General features: G+C 44.2%; 15 protein-coding genes. 10 read left to right on the top strand and 5 right to left on the bottom strand.

Annotated elements, in window-relative coordinates; all coding sequences use genetic code 11:
* Window positions 1–2,127, bottom strand: a 2,127-nt coding sequence (locus ACJ751_RS21825; protein WP_407747644.1) for a tetratricopeptide repeat protein, incomplete at its 3' end; no start/stop codon positions are given.
* A gap of 138 nt (window positions 2,128–2,265) precedes the next feature.
* On the opposite strand from ACJ751_RS21825, the gene ACJ751_RS21820 reads away from it, so the two are divergent.
* The 4 genes from ACJ751_RS21820 (at window position 2,266) to ACJ751_RS21805 (ending at window position 4,415) form a co-directional block, all read left to right on the top strand.
* Complete coding sequence (locus ACJ751_RS21820) at window positions 2,266–2,661, top strand: hypothetical protein (protein ID WP_014216685.1); 396 nt, start codon at window positions 2,266–2,268, stop codon at window positions 2,659–2,661.
* A 15-nt stretch (window positions 2,662–2,676) separates the two neighbouring features.
* Window positions 2,677–3,123 carry a polymer-forming cytoskeletal protein gene (locus tag ACJ751_RS21815; protein WP_407747643.1) on the top strand — a complete coding sequence of 149 codons (447 nt, stop codon included), beginning with the start codon at window positions 2,677–2,679 and terminating at the stop codon, window positions 3,121–3,123.
* A 280-nt stretch (window positions 3,124–3,403) separates the two neighbouring features.
* On the top strand, window positions 3,404–3,808 hold the full coding sequence (locus ACJ751_RS21810) for a hypothetical protein (protein WP_407747642.1): 405 nt from the start codon (window positions 3,404–3,406) through the stop codon (window positions 3,806–3,808).
* Window positions 3,801–4,415 (top strand): SprT-like domain-containing protein, encoded by a 615-nt coding sequence (locus ACJ751_RS21805; protein WP_407747641.1) that lies wholly within the window; start codon window positions 3,801–3,803, stop codon window positions 4,413–4,415. The genes ACJ751_RS21810 and ACJ751_RS21805 overlap by 8 nt, the downstream gene beginning before the upstream one ends.
* Before the next feature lie 151 nt (window positions 4,416–4,566).
* On the opposite strand, the gene ACJ751_RS21800 is transcribed toward ACJ751_RS21805, so the two are convergent.
* Window positions 4,567–5,052 carry a GNAT family N-acetyltransferase gene (locus ACJ751_RS21800; protein ID WP_407747640.1) on the bottom strand — a complete coding sequence of 162 codons (486 nt, stop codon included), beginning with the start codon at window positions 5,050–5,052 and terminating at the stop codon, window positions 4,567–4,569.
* A 1,385-nt stretch (window positions 5,053–6,437) separates the two neighbouring features.
* Between ACJ751_RS21800 and ACJ751_RS21795 the strand changes: the two genes are divergently transcribed.
* The gene (locus ACJ751_RS21795; protein WP_407747639.1) at window positions 6,438–6,938 is read left to right on the top strand and encodes a hypothetical protein; all 501 of its coding nucleotides are present in this window, start codon (window positions 6,438–6,440) and stop codon (window positions 6,936–6,938) included.
* A 128-nt stretch (window positions 6,939–7,066) separates the two neighbouring features.
* On the opposite strand, the gene sucC is transcribed toward ACJ751_RS21795, so the two are convergent.
* Window positions 7,067–8,278: an ADP-forming succinate--CoA ligase subunit beta gene (sucC, locus tag ACJ751_RS21790; protein WP_407747638.1), complete on the bottom strand. Its 1,212-nt coding sequence runs from the start codon at window positions 8,276–8,278 to the stop codon at window positions 7,067–7,069.
* 222 nt (window positions 8,279–8,500) lie between these two features.
* On the opposite strand from sucC, the gene ACJ751_RS21785 reads away from it, so the two are divergent.
* Window positions 8,501–9,322 (top strand): purine-nucleoside phosphorylase, encoded by an 822-nt coding sequence (locus ACJ751_RS21785; protein WP_407747637.1) that lies wholly within the window; start codon window positions 8,501–8,503, stop codon window positions 9,320–9,322.
* A gap of 118 nt (window positions 9,323–9,440) precedes the next feature.
* A complete protein-coding gene (locus ACJ751_RS21780) occupies window positions 9,441–11,495 on the top strand; it encodes a putative porin (protein ID WP_407747636.1) in 2,055 nt (684 codons plus the stop codon).
* Here the strand turns inward: ACJ751_RS21780 and ACJ751_RS21775 are convergent.
* Both ACJ751_RS21775 and ACJ751_RS21770 read right to left on the bottom strand, forming a co-directional pair.
* On the bottom strand, window positions 11,492–12,184 hold the full coding sequence (locus tag ACJ751_RS21775) for a hypothetical protein (RefSeq protein ID WP_407747635.1): 693 nt from the start codon (window positions 12,182–12,184) through the stop codon (window positions 11,492–11,494). The genes ACJ751_RS21780 and ACJ751_RS21775 overlap by 4 nt on opposite strands.
* A gap of 129 nt (window positions 12,185–12,313) precedes the next feature.
* Window positions 12,314–13,180 (bottom strand): LytR/AlgR family response regulator transcription factor, encoded by an 867-nt coding sequence (locus ACJ751_RS21770; protein WP_407747634.1) that lies wholly within the window; start codon window positions 13,178–13,180, stop codon window positions 12,314–12,316.
* A 95-nt stretch (window positions 13,181–13,275) separates the two neighbouring features.
* Here ACJ751_RS21770 and ACJ751_RS21765 point away from each other — a divergent pair, with 95 nt between their 5' ends.
* The 3 genes from ACJ751_RS21765 to ACJ751_RS21755 form a co-directional block, all read left to right on the top strand.
* Window positions 13,276–13,665 carry a hypothetical protein gene (locus tag ACJ751_RS21765; RefSeq protein ID WP_407747633.1) on the top strand — a complete coding sequence of 130 codons (390 nt, stop codon included), beginning with the start codon at window positions 13,276–13,278 and terminating at the stop codon, window positions 13,663–13,665.
* Between the two features lie 154 nt (window positions 13,666–13,819).
* Window positions 13,820–18,187, top strand: coding sequence for a CusA/CzcA family heavy metal efflux RND transporter (locus ACJ751_RS21760; RefSeq protein WP_407747632.1), 4,368 nt, complete (start codon window positions 13,820–13,822; stop codon window positions 18,185–18,187).
* A gap of 7 nt (window positions 18,188–18,194) precedes the next feature.
* Window positions 18,195–19,166 (top strand): efflux RND transporter periplasmic adaptor subunit (locus ACJ751_RS21755; protein WP_407747631.1); only part of this gene is annotated, 972 nt, incomplete at its 3' end.

Here is a 19,166-nt window from a genome sequence, read left to right as displayed (position 1 = left end):
GATAAACAGGTTGTAAATATTATCGTACCGGCGGGTCATTTCCTGTTTGGCCAAACTATCGGGTGTAACGCCGTTGGGACTTGAAACGATCTTTTCGAAGTTAGTACCCGAATATTTTTGTTTCAGCTCATTTTGCACTGCGGTGGCTTTGGCCATATCTCCTGTTTTGGAGTAGCAATAAGCCAGCAGGAACAGGGCTTCTGGCCGGTTCTTGCTATTGGGGAAACGGGTTAGGAATGCTTCCAGGGTATCGATAGTAGACCGGTAATCTTCCAACCCCTCGAGATATATTTTACCCAATGAGAACTGGGCTTTTTCTACTGAGTCGTTCGACGCGGCGAGCTGGGTGGGGGTAAGCGGCACCGTTTTTAATAAATCTTCATACGTGATTGGGCCTGCCGCCACGGCTGCATTGGCGCCGCCTGCAGCAGCATCATCGCTGATCACTGTTGTGGGGGTAGCCTGTTTAATGGCGGCCATCCGTTGCCAGTTGTCAACATTCGGTCTGTTGCCCCATTGTGCTTTAAACTCCGTATAACCCTTGCCTTTCAGGGTAGGATTATAGAAATACCAGTCGCCTTTTTGGCTACTACTGTTAAACATGTCGCTGGGGCCATTATTATCATTGAACGATAATGGACCGCCGGAGACTTCGGAATCATCATCCCTTCCGCCCCGTTTTTTGCGCAACTGTTTAGCCAGTTTCTTCAAATAGGCAGTCAACTGATCTTCGGGCATGGCAGCCAGTTGTTGCAGGCTGTCTTCCCGGTGAATAGTATTTTGATAGCCAACGATCTTGCCCAGCGTTCCTTTCAGCTTAGCAAATGCTTTGGGATCAACAAGACCGGGACTTAAGTTGGTAATGCTATCGTAAAACCGTTTGGCGTCGGGATAGTTCTTTTCTTTAAAGCACAGATCGCCCAGCAGTAAAAACACTTTTGAGCGCATGGCCGGGTCATTACCGGGATAGCTGGTCGCTTTTAACAACAGCGCTCTGGCGCCGGGGATATTGTTCCGCTCCAGTTCCATTTCAGCCGCAGCGTAATATATAATATCGCGGTAAACCAGGTAACGGTCCTTCCGCGCCATTCTTTCCAGTTCTTTAATATTTTCCTGTAATATTTTATCGTCGCCTTTATGGTCGCGGATGGTGTTCAGGCGCGCATATATTTCCAGCACGGGGTTAAGGGTAGTACCAACCGTTTTTTCATACCATTTGGCGCCTTCTTCAGGCTTATTGGCTTTGTCGTACAGCTGACCGATCAGGTATTCCCAGCGGGCTTTTTCTTCGCGGCTTTCTGCATTGTCGAGCGCCTGCTCAAGGTAAATGGCGGCGCTGTCATATACCTGTTGTTTATAGAACCACCAGGCCTGCATTTCATGCAGATCGGTTTTTAACCGTTCCGGAAATGCGGGGTCATGTTTCAGGGTTTCAATTAAACTGGCTGCTTCCGGCGTTTCATCTTTTGCCAGGAAGGTGCGTATCTGCCAAATGAACGATTCATTACGGCTGGGTGGCCGGGCCCATGCTTTTTTAAGCAGGCTGGTACTTTCTTTGGTTGAAATGGAGAATATGTTGCCACCTTCATCGGCATTGGCATTGGAGCCAATGGGTTTATCGTACCCGTCTTTTTCCTTAGGTGAAAACGCGTAGTTAATATATTGAAATGTGTAGTAAGCCGAGTCGAGCACATTCTTGAAATAATAGGCTTCGCCCATCAGCATGTACAAATTATCGACCCAGCTGTTACGCAGGTCATGCAACAGAATGCCGGCATTAGCTTTATAAATAACTGAATCGAGCTCTGTTTTGTCCTTTGCAGTTGTGCTCAGGTCGTAATTATAAAAGGAAAGCAGGCGGGAGTAATCGTCTTTATGCTGTGATTTGCCTCGGGCGATCACATCTGTCAGTTTTTTGTATGCGTTAAAATGAAAATTGAACTTGGTAGTACCGTTTTGGGTAAAGCGGCGAACGGCGTGGAATTTGGTGGTTTCGGTTTTTTCGGAGGCTAACTTGCGGTTTTCGAACTTTTGGGGCTTCTTCAGGTCAAAAGAAAGCGTCGGCTGCGCGTATAATTTCGGCAGCGAAAAGATTAAAATAATGATTAATGCAATTGTCCTCGTCAAGTCCTTTAGAATTTCTACCACAAACTAAATTCTTATAAACTGATTTTCAAGAAAAATATTTTGTAAGTACGTTAATTTTTCTACTCATGACGATGAATTAAAATAACTTATTACCTTTAGCGTTTTGAAACTCTCTCTATGGCTAAATTCGATGCCCAATCTACCCTGAAGCGCTTGCAGAACCGGTACCGACTGGTAGTGATGAACGATGATACTTACGAAGAGGTTGTGACGTTTAAATTATCCAGACTGAGTGTTTACATCACACTTAGCACCATTTTTGTGTTACTGACCGGGTTAACAGTGGCACTTATAGTGTTCACTCCGTTGCGGATGTATATACCTGGATATGGCGATGTAAACACCATGCGTGAGTTGCGTGAGCTGAAGGTGAAGACCGATTCCCTTGAGCAGGCAATGTCGAACAAGGATAAGTATCTTGATAATGTAAAAAGTGTTTTACAGGGGAATATCAGCGTTAAGTTAGACACGACTACGTTGTCTATTCCTCCAACAGAGAATATTGACGAATAAACCAACCATTTCCGTATGTTCAATCAAAAATCCAAATCCGAAACCTCCAGCGAAGTATCTGCGCCTGGAACAGGAGCCGCCACTATTATTGCAGCGGGCACTACATTAAAAGGCGATATCTCCAGCAACGGCGATATTCGTATAGATGGAAGCCTGCAAGGCAACATTCAATGCCAGGCCAAAGTAGTAATTGGCTCCAATGGTTCTGTTGAAGGCGATATTTCCGGACAAACGGCCGACATCATGGGCAAAGTAGCCGGCACCATTAAAGTAAAAGAGTTATTGCAGTTAAAAGGCGGTAGCAATGTGAACGGGAATTTATATGCAGGCAAACTGCAAATAGAACCCAGCGCCAATTTCAATGGCCAGTGTCACATGACAACAGCCATTAATGGTCAGGTAAATGAAGTAGCAGCTTCCAGAAAAGAAAAAGAAGCAGCAAAAGAACTTCAGAAAGCCTGATACAACTGACCCGGTTACGCCCCCTATGTACCTGTTGAACGCACCTATTCGATAACCTGATTGTTACCGGAAAAGGTATGTCATTCCCGGAATGTAGGTTGGTTTAGTCTGGAAATCAATAACCTGGTGCCCCCCATAAAATTATTACAGTCCTCCGATGCCTCGGAGGACTTTCTTTTTTCCCCAGCTAAACTGACGAGGCTTGCCGGTAAAGCATGTCAGGCGGTGCAGCAGGCACTGTCAACTTTTCAACTTACCTTTGCCCTCCATTTTTTACACGATGTCAAATAATTCGGTTTCCAGATCTTTTCGTCCGCTTTTACTGTTGTTCATTATTACTACTGCATGGTTTATAACCAGCCGGGCCCGGCTTGCCCGGTGGGATGTGAATACGGATGTACTGATCATTGGTAACGTGGTATTATTTGCAGCAACAGCAGTATCATTTTATTTGTTTTCGCGGTCGATGGGTTCCCAAAAACCATTGGCTATTGTGCGTGCGGTATATGGGGGCGTGTTCTCGAAAATGATGATCTGTTTAATCACGGTGTTTATTTATATTAGCATAGCCGGCAAGGGTGTTAATAAAGCAGGTATTTTCGGATGTATGTTCCTGTACCTACTGTATACCATCTTTGAAGTGGTTATACTGATGAAACTGAGCAAGCAAAAAAAGAATGTCTAAGCAACAGGCGCCTTTAGAATACCTCAGTCAGTTTATACCTTCCGCAGCCGTACCACGGGTGCTTGAATACCTGCATCAATATAAAGTACACTTAACTATTACGCGCGAACGAAAATCAATCCTGGGCGATTACCGCCACGCCACTTCCGAAAAGAATCACCGCATTAGCGTAAACGGCAATTTAAATCCCTACGCTTTCCTGATAACGCTGGTGCATGAACTGGCTCACCTGGTTACCTTTATTCAATTCAAACACAGGGTTTCGCCGCATGGGCGGGAATGGAAGGACTGTTACGCCCTGTTGTTGAAAGATTTTCTGGGTAAGGAGATCTTTCCGCCACTGATTGAACAAACGCTTAAGCAGTCGATGCACGACCTGCCGGCCAGCAGCTGTGCCGATGAGGGGCTGATGCGGGTGTTGAAAAAGTTTGACCGGGATAATGGGATGGTGATGGTAGAACAATTACCCGAAGGCCAGCTGTTCGACATTGGCGAGGGCCGCATTTTTAAAAAAGGAAAGAAATTACGCAAGCGCTTTCAGTGTATCGAGGTCAATACCGGAAAGCTTTATTTGTTTAGTCCAATATATGAAGTGAAGGCGTGTTGATTGATCAGTTGACCAGTTAACCAGTTGACCAGTTAACGAGTTGAGAAGGTAATGTTTTGGTTCAAAGTTTAAGTTATTAGTTTATTAAGTTCTTGAGTTATTTAGTTTATGAGCTTTGATAAATTGAGCCGGGGTTCTTTGAACTTTGAACTTACAACTCTTTTAGCATCCAGATCTCACAACCGAAGTGGCCAGTATTACCCATAGGCGCATCTAAATACCTGAAGCCGAATTTTTCATAGACCGACATCGCCTTTCTGAGTTCAGGCATGGTTTCAATATATACGTTGCGGTAGCCAGCCTCCGTAGCAAATTGAAGGGCTTTATCGATCAGCATTTTACCAATGCCTTTTCCCCGGGCGGCAGGGGAGAGGTACATTTTCACCAGTTCACAGGTACCATCAGGTAAACCGGGCGAAGGGTAAATGCCTGCGCCACCAATAAGCTCACCAGCTAACTCGGCTACATAATAAATACTACCCCGTTCACGGAACAACTCATACAACGCATCAGTAGTAGCATCGTAATAAACAGTGCCAGGTTTGTTGGCCCCAAATTCAGCTAACGCATTTCTGATAATGATGGCCAGTGCCGGATTATCGGCAGGTTGAATGGTTCTGATGGTAACTGGTGACATGAAACGAAGATAGCAAGATAAATGTCACAAGACGCATCCCGAATCCCGATGGCTATCGGAACAAACAGCACTACTACCAATGGGAATGATCAACGGGTAAGTATCTACGCGTAAAGGATATACAATATATGGGGTGGGAAGTGAGCTTTGTAACGAGGAAGAAAACTATGCCAGCAACGCCATTAAACTATAGATGATAACATAGGCTACAAAGATGAATCCGAAGAAGAGTCGAATGGGATTTTTCATTTGCTACAGATTAATCAGGTTATTGATTTGGTTACTTATATTATATGGACAAAATACTATGCCAAATGCAGGTTATCCACATTTGAGTTCTACTAAATTTTACAAATACAGAAAATACGGTGTGTTGATCGTAACAACACCAGTTCCAGGATAAGAAGTTATTGAGGGCAGTTATTGAAAACACTTATCGGTTGCAGGCTACAATTGTAATAACAACAATACCTGTGGTTTCTTAAGAATAATAGAATGGATACCAGTATTAAATTGAAACGGTAAATGAATGAATTATAATAGCTAGTAAATGTACGAGATGGGTGTATTGTGAATATACGAGGCATAAAGGTTTCAACCTATATGATTATAAAATAATCGCAGATAATGTTAAGTTTATCTTATCAAACACTTCCGAATTTGAAGAAATAGTTACATATTTACCTAGCAATTGTAGAATGTAAACGATTTCGCTACATTTGCATATCCAACGTCCAATGCAAACCGAAAAAAGAAAAACATATAACAATCCTGTATCTGTGAAAACCAGCAACGCTGAGGTTTATTGTAATGAACAAACAATATTTCCCGCCTGGTTAAGGGTGGGTTTTTTTATGCCCGTAACCGTTAGTGATACTTTTTTTTTAAGTGCGCATAAGAGGTAAGGGTATATTCCTAGATGCAGATAAGTTAACCAAGCAGTTGAGTGAATAAGAGGAGTTGAAAGATAGAAAAAGCAAATTATATATCGATCTTTACATAGTCAAAGAGTTTAAGTAGTCCAACGTCCAATAGAAAAACCGTTTAAAGTCCAAAGTCCGAAGTCCGAAAAACCAAACCGTATTCCTGTGTTAAACCATCCAAAGTCCAAAGTCCGAAAAACCAAGTCCATTGTCCCTTTGAAAAAACCAAAAAAATCCGAGAGTCCTCTTGAAAACTGATCCAATCCTGTGAGAACAGAAAACCGTCTCGCAAAAAATTGTCCCCGCTTCCGTTGCGGGGACATTGTTTTTATAGAGGGTCTGCTCTTTTCTTTGATCTCTGCCAGGCAGAACTATGGTTGCCATTAAGCCAATTTATCCCAAACACAATTGTGTTGAATGGCTTTAATCAATCCATACAATATGCTAACTTGTATAAGAATTATGCGGCCTGTAGTTACTATATGTTTATTCATACTGCTGGTATCTGATGCGGTAGCCCAAATTCCGCGTACTACGGCAGGTCAGTTTCAATATTATGGCGAAATACTCGCTGAAAATACTACCCATACTATAGCGCGGGCAAAATCATTCTTTAATCAACCTTTCCTGGTGCATTGGGACACTGTAGCCAGTGTAGAACGGCCGGCCAATTTAATACTGACCGGCAAAGGCTATATTACGGTAAAAGCCAAACTGCACGATATCGGAACGCCTTCATTTGTTCCGGTGGGTTTGCTTATGCGCATTGAAATTTTGAACGGGCATTACCGCTACACCATCGATCATTTTGAAGTAATTGATAAAGAAGGCAGATCGAAATACGCCCTGGAAGATAAGCCTGAATCGGTTAAATCGTTGGTGTACGATCAGCTGTTGCAAAACACCCATAAGCGGGTTAGTTTTGTTATAGGGTGGTTGAAACGGTATATGAAGGAAGAATAGTTGATCAGTTGACCAGTTAACAAGTTGACGAGTTAACCAGGTCGGAGAACCGACAATGGCACCCTAATAAAAGAAAAAGCCCCACTCAATGAATGGGGCTTATCATATATATTATTGCAAACAGCTAATTAAGCAACCGCTTTACCCACCAGGGCAGCAGCTTCGCTTAACAGAATGGCTGATTGTACTTTTAAACCGCTTTCTTCGATCAGCTTTTTAGCTTCTTCGGCATTGGTGCCTTGTAAACGAACGATGATAGGTACAGTGATGTTGCCTATTGATTTATACGCATCAATCACACCTTGTGCAACCCGGTCGCAACGAACGATACCACCAAAGATGTTGATGAGGATCGCTTTTACTTTGGGGTCTTTCAAAATGATGCGGAAACCAGCTTCTACAGTAGTAGCATTAGCAGTACCACCTACGTCCAGGATGTTGGCAGGCTCCCCACCGCTCAGTTTAATCATATCCATGGTAGCCATGGCCAAACCGGCGCCATTTACCATACAACCTACGTTACCATCGAGTTTTACGAAGTTCAGGTTGTATTTACCAGCTTCAACTTCTGTAGGATCTTCTTCGCTGATATCGCGCAGGGCTTCCAGCTCGGGATGACGCATCAGTGAGTTGTCATCGAGACCCATTTTACAGTCAACAGCGATGATCTTTTCGTCGGAAGTTTTGAACAAGGGGTTGATTTCCAGCATAGCGCAGTCTAAACCAACGTATGCATTGTATAAATTAGTAACGAATTTTACGCAATTTTTGAAGGCTTCGCCTTTCAGTCCCAGGTTGAACGCTATTTTACGCGCCTGGAAAGCTTGCAAACCACCACCGGGGTGTACCCATTCTTTGTAGATCCGGTCCGGAGTGTTGTGGGCTACTTCTTCAATGTCCATACCACCTTCGGTGCTATACATGATCACATTCTGGCCTTTTGTACGATCGAGCAGAATTGATAAGTAGAACTCTTTTACCGGGTTAGGACCAGGATAATAAACGTCCTGGGCTACCAGTACTTTGTTCACCACTTTACCGGCAGGGCCTGTTTGAATGGTAACCAGGGTACCGCCCAATAAATTAGAAGCGATATTTTTGATTTCTTCGGCACTTTTACCTACTGCCACACCGCGTTGTTCGGTGCCTTGAACTTTGCCTTTTCCGCGACCACCTGCATGGATTTGTGCTTTAACAACCGCGAAGTTGTTGCCAAATTGAACCTTTAAATTCTTATATGCTTCTTCGGCCGCGTCGGCTCTGTCAACCGGTATCCCTTCCTGCACCGGTACATTGTATTTTTTCAGTAATTCCTTTGCCTGGTATTCGTGAAGATTCATGCCGTAAAAAATTTTAGCGAAAGTAAGCAAAAAAGGTATTAAGTGTTAGCTCCGGCGTCTGTTAACGGCTTACGATTTCCGGTAACGTTGCCGGAAAACAATGGTTCCGGTTACCGGTCTCCAGTTACAGGGAAACCGGTGACCGGCAACTGGTAACCTGTATTCCTTATATTTGCACACATTTTCAACCAGTAATCACGCCAATAATATTATTTAATCATTATGCCCGATTTACTTCAGCAATTACAAGAAACCACTTCCTTTATACAAAGCAGATATTCCGATACCCCCCGGATTGGTATTGTTTTAGGAAGCGGGTTGGGAAATTTTTCGCAGGAAATAAAAGTAGAAGAAGAAATAGCATACAACGAAATTCCCCATTTCCCGGTTTCTACGGTAGAAGGCCATCATGGCAAGCTGATCTTTGGCGAATTAAGCGGTAAAAAAGTAGTGGTAATGGCCGGCCGTTTTCACTTTTATGAAGGGTATACCCCAGATGCGGTTGCCTACCCAATCAGGGTAATGAAACAACTGGGTATCGGGCATTTACTATTATCCAATGCGGCGGGTGGGGTAAACCCTGGATTTAAAGTAGGCGATCTGATGATCATCACTGATCACATCAGTTTTGGGATCGTAAATCCTTTGTTGGGGAAGAACTATGGAGAGCTGGGCCCCCGGTTCCCGGATATGAGCGAACCCTATACCAAGGAGATCATAAAAAAAGCCAAAAAAATTGCTTCCGACCTAAACATTAAGGTACAGGAAGGTATTTATTATGGCGTTACTGGTCCAACATTTGAAACAAGGGCCGAATATAAACTTATTCACCGCCTGGGTGGCGATGCCGTAGGGATGAGCACCGTGCAGGAAGTGATCATTGCCGTGCATATGGGGCTGCCTGTATTTGCTGCCAGTGTTATTACTGATATAGGTATACGGGAAGAAGATAATATAATAACACATGAAGAAGTGTTACAGGCTGCCAAAGAAGCAGAACCAAAGCTTACTGCTATCTTTAAACAACTGGTAGCTGAATTATAATATGCCGACAGCGTCGGCATGCTTACAGCTTCGCTTTAGTCAGCACAATTAACTTTCTTATAACCGGTAACGGTTTTTTAATTATTAATTTGTCGCCTTGTTTAATAATCGTTCATACTTGTTAAGGATCTGGTATATATTCCTGGGCACCATATTCATGTTTACCTGCTTTGTAACTACTACAAAAGCGCAGAGTGGTATTTTTAACCAGGCAAAGGGTAGGTTTAGCGGTATGAGCATGGGATCGGGTGGCAGTGATTCCATTGGTCACCGTACCGGTTTGGAAGATTCGATCACTATCCACTTCCGTTATCTCGATACAAGCCGGATGGTAGGCTTTGACTCCACCCTGTACGATTTTGCCAAAAAGATAGGAATACCCTGGTACCATGTTACCTTGGGTAATTTAGGTAACGCCGCCCGCAGCCTGTTGTTTGAACCGCAAATGAAATCAGGTTGGGATTATGGCTTTCATTCCTTCGACGATTATAATTTAACGGTAGAAGATGCCAAATTTTACAATACTACCCGTCCTTATGCAGAATTGAATTACCTGTTGGGAGCCAAGTCGGAGCAGCTCATCCGCCTCATGCACACGCAGAACCTGAAGCCCAACTGGAATATGGCGTTTGAATACCGGCTTATTAACTCACCCGGTTTTTATCAGAACCAGAACACCAATCATAATAATTACCGCTTTACTTCCTGGTATCAGTCGAAGAATAAACGGTACAGTAACTTCGTCATAATAGTAGGTAACAAATTGCAATCCGGTGAAAATGGCGGTATTGCTTCACCTGGGTTTTTAGACAGTGCCGGCGGTGGATTTGATGATAGGTCGAACATTCCCACCAAGCTGGGGCCCGATAACCCTGGCAGCCGCAACTTTTTCAGTTCCAATATCGCTACAGGCCGGTTGTACACCAACGCTACCTATTTGTTGCGGCAGCAGTACGACATTGGGCAAAAAGATTCATTAGTGATTAATGATACCACTGTTGTTCCGCTGTTCTATCCGCGTTTACGGCTGGAGCATACTATTGAATACAGTACCTATCACAACCGTTACCAGGATACCTATGCAGACAGTTCCTATTACGATAGTTTGTATTTGTTGAAACTGGCAAACCGCAGAGATACTTTTTATGCCAAGGAATACTGGAAGGAACTGACAAATGATTTTTCTTTTTACACTTTCCCCGATGCCAAGAACGCGCAACAATTTCTGAAACTGGGCGCCTCTTTGCAAACCCTGCAGGGGCAATCTACAGATTCGATCTATCATAAAGACAGCGTTTTCTCCAAAAATAATTTTAACACGTTTATCCACGGTGAGTACCGCAACCTTACCCGTAACAAGAAATGGGATATTGAAGCGTATGGTAATTTTTATGTAGCCGGTTATAATGCCGGCGACTATATGGCCTACATCAGTTTACGACGATTGATAAGCAAACAGATCGGTTATTTACAGGTTGGTTTTCAAAACACCAATCGTACGCCGTCGTATATGTTCCATCCTGGCACTACTTTTTACCTCGACACGGCTGCCTCACCGCTCGATCTGAAAAAGGAAAATACCAGCTTATTATTTGGTACGTTTGAACAACCCAAATTGAAATTGAAGGTAACAGGTAAGTATTACCTGGTTACCAATTATACTTATTATAGTGGTTACATACAGGTTGCTCAGGCTTCTACCTTGTTTAACGTGCTGCAGATCTCGGGCGAAAAGATCTTCCGGATCGGTGGCAACTGGAACTGGAAAACCTGGGTGACCTTACAGCAACGCCTGGGTGACGGACCGGTTAATCTGCCCCTGTTTACTACTCGTAACCAAATTGGTTATGATGGCAGCCTTGGGTTTAAAAACCTGCGCATCAGTTTCGGCGGTGAAATGCGTTATTTCACGTCGTATAAAGCACCAGAATACTCTCCATTACTCGGACAATACTTTTACCAGGATGTAAATACCGTAAAGTTGGAGCGCCCTGATATCAGCGCGTTCCTGCACTTCCGCATTAAAAGCTTTAATGCGTATGTACGGGCCGAAAATCTTAACACCATTAACCTGCCAGGAGGCGGCTTTACAAGAAATAACATTCCTACCAATGGTTATCCTTACCCCGGTATGCAAATACGGGTAGGTATCTTCTGGAGCTTTGTAAACTAAGAGTTGACTACCGGGGTTGTAGTAAGGGTTGTTTTCTTCCCCTTGAATAGTTTACGGTAACGTGATAAAATGACGCTTGTCCATACCCCGATCAATACACCCGGTAAGATCCATAACACCCAGCTCAACGTGCCGATGTGAACATTTACCACAATAAATGCGGTAACAGTTGCGGCAAAAGCGCCACCCATCCGACTGCCATGGGTAAAGAACCAATGTTGTTTATTATCTGGCCGCTGATAAAAACGGCGAATGTCCTTTAAGCCACTAACAAAACAAAAAACACCAAAAGAAAGGGGCACGGTTCCCCACATTCCCCGTTGGGTGAACCAGAAATAACTGAACGCAACAAGGGCTAGTCCCGCTATGATGCCGGTGATGCTGATGATCCAATCGAGCGGAGCCGGCTGCTGTTGCATATGCAATTTTTTAAGATATAGCGCTCTGTATCCCGAACAGGTAAGGTAATAACTAAAAAAGCCTACCATAAACAGGAATGGAATATTCTTTACTATGGAAATAAAAGTGGCCGTTACAAAAACCCCGGTCATGCCATAAAAGAAGAGCTTACCGGTAAGGCGATGGTTTCGGGCGCCTTTTTTATTGAGCATGGAAAACAGGCCGCAGGTAAGCGCCGTGAAACCGCTGATGATGTGCAGGATGAGCATAACTTTTAACAGGCTGGTCATAAATTGTTCGTTTTAATGTAACAGGCAACACCGCCGTTGCCTGTTACAAAAATGCCTGTATATCAGTGCGTTTTCCAAATACAAGGGATGAAATGCTATGGTGTGGGGCAGAATGCATACCCCCGGCCCCTAAAGAGGGAGTTTGTGGGCCAGTTGGGCATTTAGATTGCGTGATACGGGAATCAGTTCTTCCACATCTTTCAGATGTAGTTTATAGCCCTGAGCGTTGCCGCTCACATGTTGTACTACTTTCAGGTTTACTATATAGGCGCGGTGACACCGGAAAAATTGGGGGAAGGGCGATAATACATCTTCTGCTTTTCGCAGGGTATTCCGCAACAGGTAGGTGGTTGGTTGTTTATCTTTTATAAAATATATCCGCACATAATTGTCCGCAGCAGTAATATACCTGATCTCACCGGGTGGTAGTATAAATTGCTCTTTCCCGTTTTCACTGGTAAATACTATATGTTCCGGTACCTGTGTTATTGCCCGGGGGGTACTTACCGGTTGGTTCAATTGCTCCTCGAGCAGGGAGGCGCCGGCCTGGTATTTTTTTAACAACCGTTGCTGTTTTAATAATATATTGAGCCATAGCGGAAAAATCCCCACCACCCCTGTGATCCACAAAAAATTGAACAAATTATGCCAGCTTAAATTGCTTTTGTAAAGCCAATGAGTCAACAGCCAGTTGCCGATGGCAATTGGGATCAGTTGCCAGCACATATGTATACATTCTTTTCCCACAGTCCATTTTTCTTCCCGGTAAATTGTTGGAAAAAGCCTAGGAAGTAGAAAGGTGTTTGCAGAGGCACAAATGAAGGTAACCAGTGCATATAAAACAGCATGAAATAATAGTTTGGGGTTTTTTAATTCATCAAGACCAAATGGCTTTAACAATACGAGAATCAGGAACACACAAAGCGCGGCATAAAAAGTATACCGGAACGATTGACGCGAGGGAGTATCTAAAGGAAACGGCCGGTTTAATATCATAAAACAGTCTTGATAGTAAAGATACGCTGGCGTTAACCCAGGTTAAAAAATAATTAGCCATACTTAATTGCCGGGTTGTTTTGTACATTTGACCCGTGAAAAAGGCCGTGGCCATATTTTTTATGTGTATTTATATGCTGTCATTCTCGGAAATGCACCAGTTTCTGCGAATACCGGTCTTAATACAACATTTTGTTGAACACCGTCACCACGACCCTGCAGTTTCACTGTTGTCTTTTTTAAAGGAACATTACATTCATCAATATGTAAGAGACGCTGATTATCAGCGCGACAATCAATTGCCCTTCCGGCATTCCGATTGCTGCGCCGTTACAACAGCACTCAGCTGCGAGTGCCCGGTTATGACCTTTATTGAATGGCCGGTACGCACTACAGAAATAAAGAACGAGTTTATTCTGCACGATGAAGACAATCACTCCTTACTATCGATAGCAGACATCTTTCAGCCTCCCCGTTGCGCTTAATTCCATAGCAGTATTTATTTAATGTTGAAACTAACGTGTTCAATCGGTTAACGATTGCGTGAATCGTATTGGTGATAGTTAATGTATTGGCATGCTGCCTGCAAATCAGCAGCCTGAGCCGGTGCGTTTCACGTTTCACGACTAAAAGAATTTCATGATCCAGGCAATTATTCGTTTTTCTATAAAGAATAAGCTGGTAATCGGTTTATTTGTTTTGACCCTTTTAATCTGGGGAGCTTATGCGGTAACTAAATTACCCATAGATGCTGTTCCTGATATTACCGATAACCAGGTTCAGGTAATCACCACTTCACCATCACTGGGTGCGCCCGATGTGGAGCGATTGATCACCTTTCCCATAGAGCAGGTTAACAGCACGATCCCGGGTCTTAAGGAGATCAGGAGTATTTCACGTTTTGGTCTGTCGGTAGTAACTATTGTATTTAATGATAATGTGGATGTATACTGGGCCCGGCAACAAATTGCCGAACGGATGCAACGGGTGCAAAGCCAGATACCTGCACAACTGGGCAGACCCGAACTGGCGCCCGTAACAACCGGTCTTGGTGAAATTTACCAGTATGTGGTAAGAGCCAAAAAAGGCTATGAGCAAAAGTATGATGCCATGGAGTTGCGAACCATGCAGGATTGGATCATTCGTCGTCAATTGCTGGGCACACCCGGGGTAGCTGAGGTGTCGAGCTTTGGCGGCCGGTTGAAACAATACGAGATAGCGGTGAATACATCCCGGCTGAAATCGCACAACCTTACCATCGATGATATATTCACTGCCCTTGAAAAGAATAACCAGAATACGGGTGGCGCCTATATTGAAAAGGGCCCCACGGTATTATTTATCCGCAGTGAGGGATTGCTGACAAACGAACAGGACATCGGCAATATAGTTGTGAAAACAATGGGTGAGGGCATACCGGTATTAATGCGGGATGTTGCTTCCATAAATCTGGGAAATGCCACCCGGTACGGGGCTATGACCTATAACGACAAAGGGGAAGTGGCAGGCGCCATTGTGATGATGCTGAAAGGCGAGAATTCATCGGCTGTAATTAAACGGGTAAAGGAAAAAGTAAAACAGATACAACAAACCTTACCGGAAGGGGTAGTGATAGAACCGTTTATAGACCGTACCAAAATGGTGAATCATGCTATAGGTACGGTTCAAAAGAATTTGATAGAAGGGGCATTGATCGTGGTGTTTGTGCTGGTGGTGTTCCTGGGCAACCTGCGGGCCGGGTTGGTAGTGGCGTCTGTTATTCCGTTATCGATGTTATTCGCCATTATATTGATGAATGTGTTTGGCGTGAGTGGCAACCTGATGAGTTTGGGCGCTATTGACTTTGGATTGATCGTAGACGGAGCGGTGATAATCGTAGAAGCGGTCATGCATCGCCTGAGCCATTCAAAACATTTCTCCGCTATAAACAGGCTTAGCCAAAGCAGTATGGATGAAGAAGTACAGCACAGTGCTTCAAAAATGATGAATGCCGCCATCTTTGGTCAGATCATTATCCTGGTGGTTTACCTGCCCATTTATTCCTTACAGGGTATTGAAGGCAAAATGTTCCGGCCCATGGCGCAAACAGTAACTTTTGCTTTGCTGGGCGCCTTTCTTTTATCATTCACCTACGTACCTATGATAACGGCCTTATTCCTCAGCAAACAGTTGTCGCACAAAAAAACATTCAGCGACCGGATGATGGCCTGGTGTGAAAAGGCATATCACAACATCCTGGAAAGAATGCTTCGTTTTCCCAAACTGATCATTGGCGCTAGTGTGGCGGCCTTTGTGATCAGCCTGTTTGTTTTCTCCCGGCTGGGCGGAGAATTTATTCCCAAACTGGAAGAGGGTGATTTTGCCATTGAAACAAGGTTGCTTACAGGAAGTAATATCAGTGCCTCGGTAAACACATTAACACAGGCCGCCCATATTTTAAAAAGCCGGTTTCCTGAAGTGCAAAAAGTGGTGGGTAAAAATGGCAGTAGTGAAATACCTACCGATCCCATGCCGATAGATGCCAGTGACCTGATGGTTATTCTAAAAGATAAAAAGGAATGGACAAGTGCTCACTCCTTTGATGAACTGGCAGAAAAAATGCAGGGGGCATTACAGGAAATTCCGGGGGCCACATTCGGTTTTCAATACCCGGTGCAAATGCGGTTTAATGAATTGATCAGCGGCGCCCGTCAGGATGTTGTATGCAAAATTTTTGGTGAAAACCTCGATACCCTGGCCCATTATGCCAGTAAGGTCGGTTCCATAATAAGTGGCGTTAAAGGCGCAACTGATCTGTATGTAGAAACAGTTACCGGCATGCCGCAAATTCTGGTTACTTATAATAGAGGAGCCATGGCGCATTATGGATTGAATATCGAAGACCTTAACCGCGTGCTGAATACCGCTTTTGCCGGACAAAGTGCAGGCCTGGTATATGAAGGAGAACGGCGCTTTGACCTGGTGGTGCGATTGGAGGATATGCAACGGCAGGATGTAACCGATGTACAAAACCTGTTGATACCTACGCCAACCGGCGCCCAGATACCTTTGAGCCAGGTGGCTACGGTAGTAATAAAAGAGGGACCCAATCAAATACAACGCGAAGATGCCAAAAGAAGGATCATTACCGGCTTCAATGTACGGGGCCGCGATGTGGAAAGCGTGGTAGAAGAACTGAATAATAAAATAAAACAACAGCTAAAACTGTCAAGCGGGTACTATGTTGTATATGGCGGCCAGTTCCAGAATCTGACCGAGGCCCGGAAACGATTAGCCATTGCAGTGCCAGTTGCTTTATTGCTCATACTGGTGATGTTGTATTTCGCATTTGGCAAGATCAAATACGGGCTGCTTATTTTCTCGGCCATTCCTTTATCAGCTATTGGTGGAGTTCTATTGCTATGGATGCGGGCCATGCCATTCAGCATTTCTGCGGGCATTGGGTTTATTGCCCTGTTTGGGGTGGCCGTGTTAAATGGCATTGTACTCATTGCCGAATTCATTCGATTGAAACATCAGGGAATACATGAGATAAAACAAATTATTATGGAAGGAACGCGCATCAGGTTACGTCCGGTGTTAATGACCGCATCGGTAGCTTCGCTGGGTTTTTTGCCCATGGCCTTGAGCCAGGGAGCCGGTGCTGAAGTACAGCGGCCGCTGGCCACCGTTGTTATTGGTGGACTGATCTCGGCCACCTTTCTTACACTGGTAGTGTTGCCGGTATTGTATATGTGGGTGGAGAAACGGAAACAGGTAAAGACAGCGCCACAGATAGTAGGAATGATCATCGCATTGTTTGCAGGCCAGGCTGCATTTTCGCAAACCGGTGTTGAGCGGCCCGTGTTGCTGGAGCAAATGCTGCAGCAGGCGAATACCAATAATCTATCGTTAAAGGTTAGCCGGTCGGGCGTTGGTTACTGGAAACAATTACAAAATGCAACTACCGAACTGCCACGCACCCAGGTGGGTGGGGAATATGGCGGTATCAACAGTTTGAATAAGGACACCCGGTTTTATATTAACCAGTCGTTTGAATTACCAGTAGTATACCGGCGGCAAAAAGAACTATATGGCGCTCATGAACAGCTGGCCAATACCCAGGTGACATTGAAACAACAGGAGTTGCAAAAAGCTGTGAAAACCGTGTTTTATAATATGGTCGACCTGCTGGAGCGGCAAAAACTATTAATGCGTCTCGATTCTATCTACAGCCGTTTTCTGGATGCGGCTTCCTTGCGGTTAAAGACCGGCGAAAGCACCATGCTGGAGAAAAGCAATGCTGAAACCCAGATCCAGCAATTGAAGCTGCAACAGGAACAGGTAAAAGCCGATCTGCGGATGGAACAACAACAACTGCAATGGTTGCTCAATACAAAAGATATGCTGTTACCGGAATACCATGCCTTGAAAAAAGAACATGACCCATTAATAGACACACTTACTGTAGCCGGACATCCTGCTGTACAATTACAACAACAGCAGGTAAAAGTAAACGCCGCACAAACCAACATTGAAAAAGCAAGGTTGAACCCCGAGTTCACTGTGGGTTATAGCAATCAGTCTATAATTGGTTACCAGACAAAGGATGGCGTTACCCAGCAATATTATGGTGGTGGTGACCGCTTTAATATTTACCAGCTGAGTGTTGCCCTGCCCATCTTTAACAAAGCAGTGAAGGCGCGTATAAAGGCCGGTCAGTTGCAGGAAGCAACAACCCGCATGGAAGTGGACGCTACCAGTCAGTACCTCACCAACCAATGGCAGCAATTGAATGAAGCGTATAAAAAATATAGCGGACAGGTGCAGTATTATGAAACAAGCGGGTTACAACAGGCTGCCCTGATAACCCGTAATGCCCGCCTGGGTTTTGAAAAAGGTGATGTGAGCTATATAGAGTGGACCTTGCAAATGAATAATGCTGTTAACATAGAATTGGGTTACCTGCAAGCGATCCATGCCCTGAACAACACGATAATTGAATTGGAATATTTAACCGGAAAATGATCACTACATGAAGAACCTGTTTTTATATATAGCTGTTTTATTGTGCGCATCCTGCGCATCCGCTGATAAACCGGAAGAAGCCAAAAAAGAAGTGGATGCCAATGCGGTGACCCTCACCAATGCGCAAATAAAAAATGCCGGAATTGAAATTGGCGCCGTGCAAACACAAAACATGAACGATGTATTAAAAGTAAACGGACTGGTGGATGTACCACCGCAGAATATTGTATCGGTAAGTTTCCCCATGGGTGGTTATCTTAAACATACCACGCTGTTACCTGGTATGCATGTGAATAAAGGGCAGATAATTGGGGTTATCGAAGACCAGGGCCTTGTTCAATTACAACAGGATTACCTGATGGCCCAGGCCCGCTTACAATTTTTGCAGCAGGAGTATGACCGGCAAAAAGAATTGAGCGAACAACAGGTAAGCGCCGCCAAAACCTTTCAACAGGCACAGGCCGATTTCTCGGCACAGAAAGTACTGGTAAAAGCACTGGCAGAAAAGCTGAGGCTGGTCAATCTCAATCCGGGTTCGTTAAATGAAAACAACATCTCGCGAAGTGTTCCCATGTATTCACCCATCAATGGTTTTGTATCGAAGGTGAATGTCAATATCGGCAAGTTTGTAAATGCTACCGATGTGTTGTTTGAGCTGATCAACCCTGATGATATCCATGCGGCCCTTACGGTTTTTGAAAAGGATATGCCAAAGATAAAAGTAGGGCAGCTGGTGAAGGTATCGTTTGTTGATGAGCCGGGTAATGAATACGATTGTGAAGTGATACTGGTTACCCGTAATGTAGATGTTAACCGCAGCGGCATTATTCATTGCCATTTTAAAACAAGACCCAATAATTTGTTACCAGGTATGTTCCTGAATGGCGCCATTCATCTTGAAAACGTTCCTTCACTTACGGTGCCCGAAGATGCGGTAGTGCGGTATGGTAATCAGCAGTACATTGTACAGGTAATGGGT

This window comes from Niastella sp. (assembly GCF_045805085.1).
Taxonomy (GTDB): Bacteria; Bacteroidota; Bacteroidia; order Chitinophagales; family Chitinophagaceae; genus Niastella.
This window is presented reverse-complemented; position numbering and strand designations above follow the sequence as displayed.

What these genes read in the sequence shown, in the direction of transcription:
- ACJ751_RS21820 (WP_014216685.1), top strand. Translation starts at nt 2,266, where the DNA reads ATGGCTAAATTCGATGCCCAATCTACCCTGAAGCGCTTGCAGAACCGG.
- ACJ751_RS21815 (WP_407747643.1), top strand. Translation starts at nt 2,677, where the DNA reads ATGTTCAATCAAAAATCCAAATCCGAAACCTCCAGCGAAGTATCTGCG.
- ACJ751_RS21810 (WP_407747642.1), top strand. Translation starts at nt 3,404, where the DNA reads ATGTCAAATAATTCGGTTTCCAGATCTTTTCGTCCGCTTTTACTGTTG.
- ACJ751_RS21805 (WP_407747641.1), top strand. Translation starts at nt 3,801, where the DNA reads ATGTCTAAGCAACAGGCGCCTTTAGAATACCTCAGTCAGTTTATACCT.
- ACJ751_RS21800 (WP_407747640.1), bottom strand. Translation starts at nt 5,052, where the DNA reads ATGTCACCAGTTACCATCAGAACCATTCAACCTGCCGATAATCCGGCA.
- ACJ751_RS21795 (WP_407747639.1), top strand. Translation starts at nt 6,438, where the DNA reads ATGCGGCCTGTAGTTACTATATGTTTATTCATACTGCTGGTATCTGAT.
- sucC (WP_407747638.1), bottom strand. Translation starts at nt 8,278, where the DNA reads ATGAATCTTCACGAATACCAGGCAAAGGAATTACTGAAAAAATACAAT.
- ACJ751_RS21785 (WP_407747637.1), top strand. Translation starts at nt 8,501, where the DNA reads ATGCCCGATTTACTTCAGCAATTACAAGAAACCACTTCCTTTATACAA.
- ACJ751_RS21775 (WP_407747635.1), bottom strand. Translation starts at nt 12,184, where the DNA reads ATGACCAGCCTGTTAAAAGTTATGCTCATCCTGCACATCATCAGCGGT.
- ACJ751_RS21770 (WP_407747634.1), bottom strand. Translation starts at nt 13,180, where the DNA reads ATGATATTAAACCGGCCGTTTCCTTTAGATACTCCCTCGCGTCAATCG.
- ACJ751_RS21760 (WP_407747632.1), top strand. Translation starts at nt 13,820, where the DNA reads ATGATCCAGGCAATTATTCGTTTTTCTATAAAGAATAAGCTGGTAATC.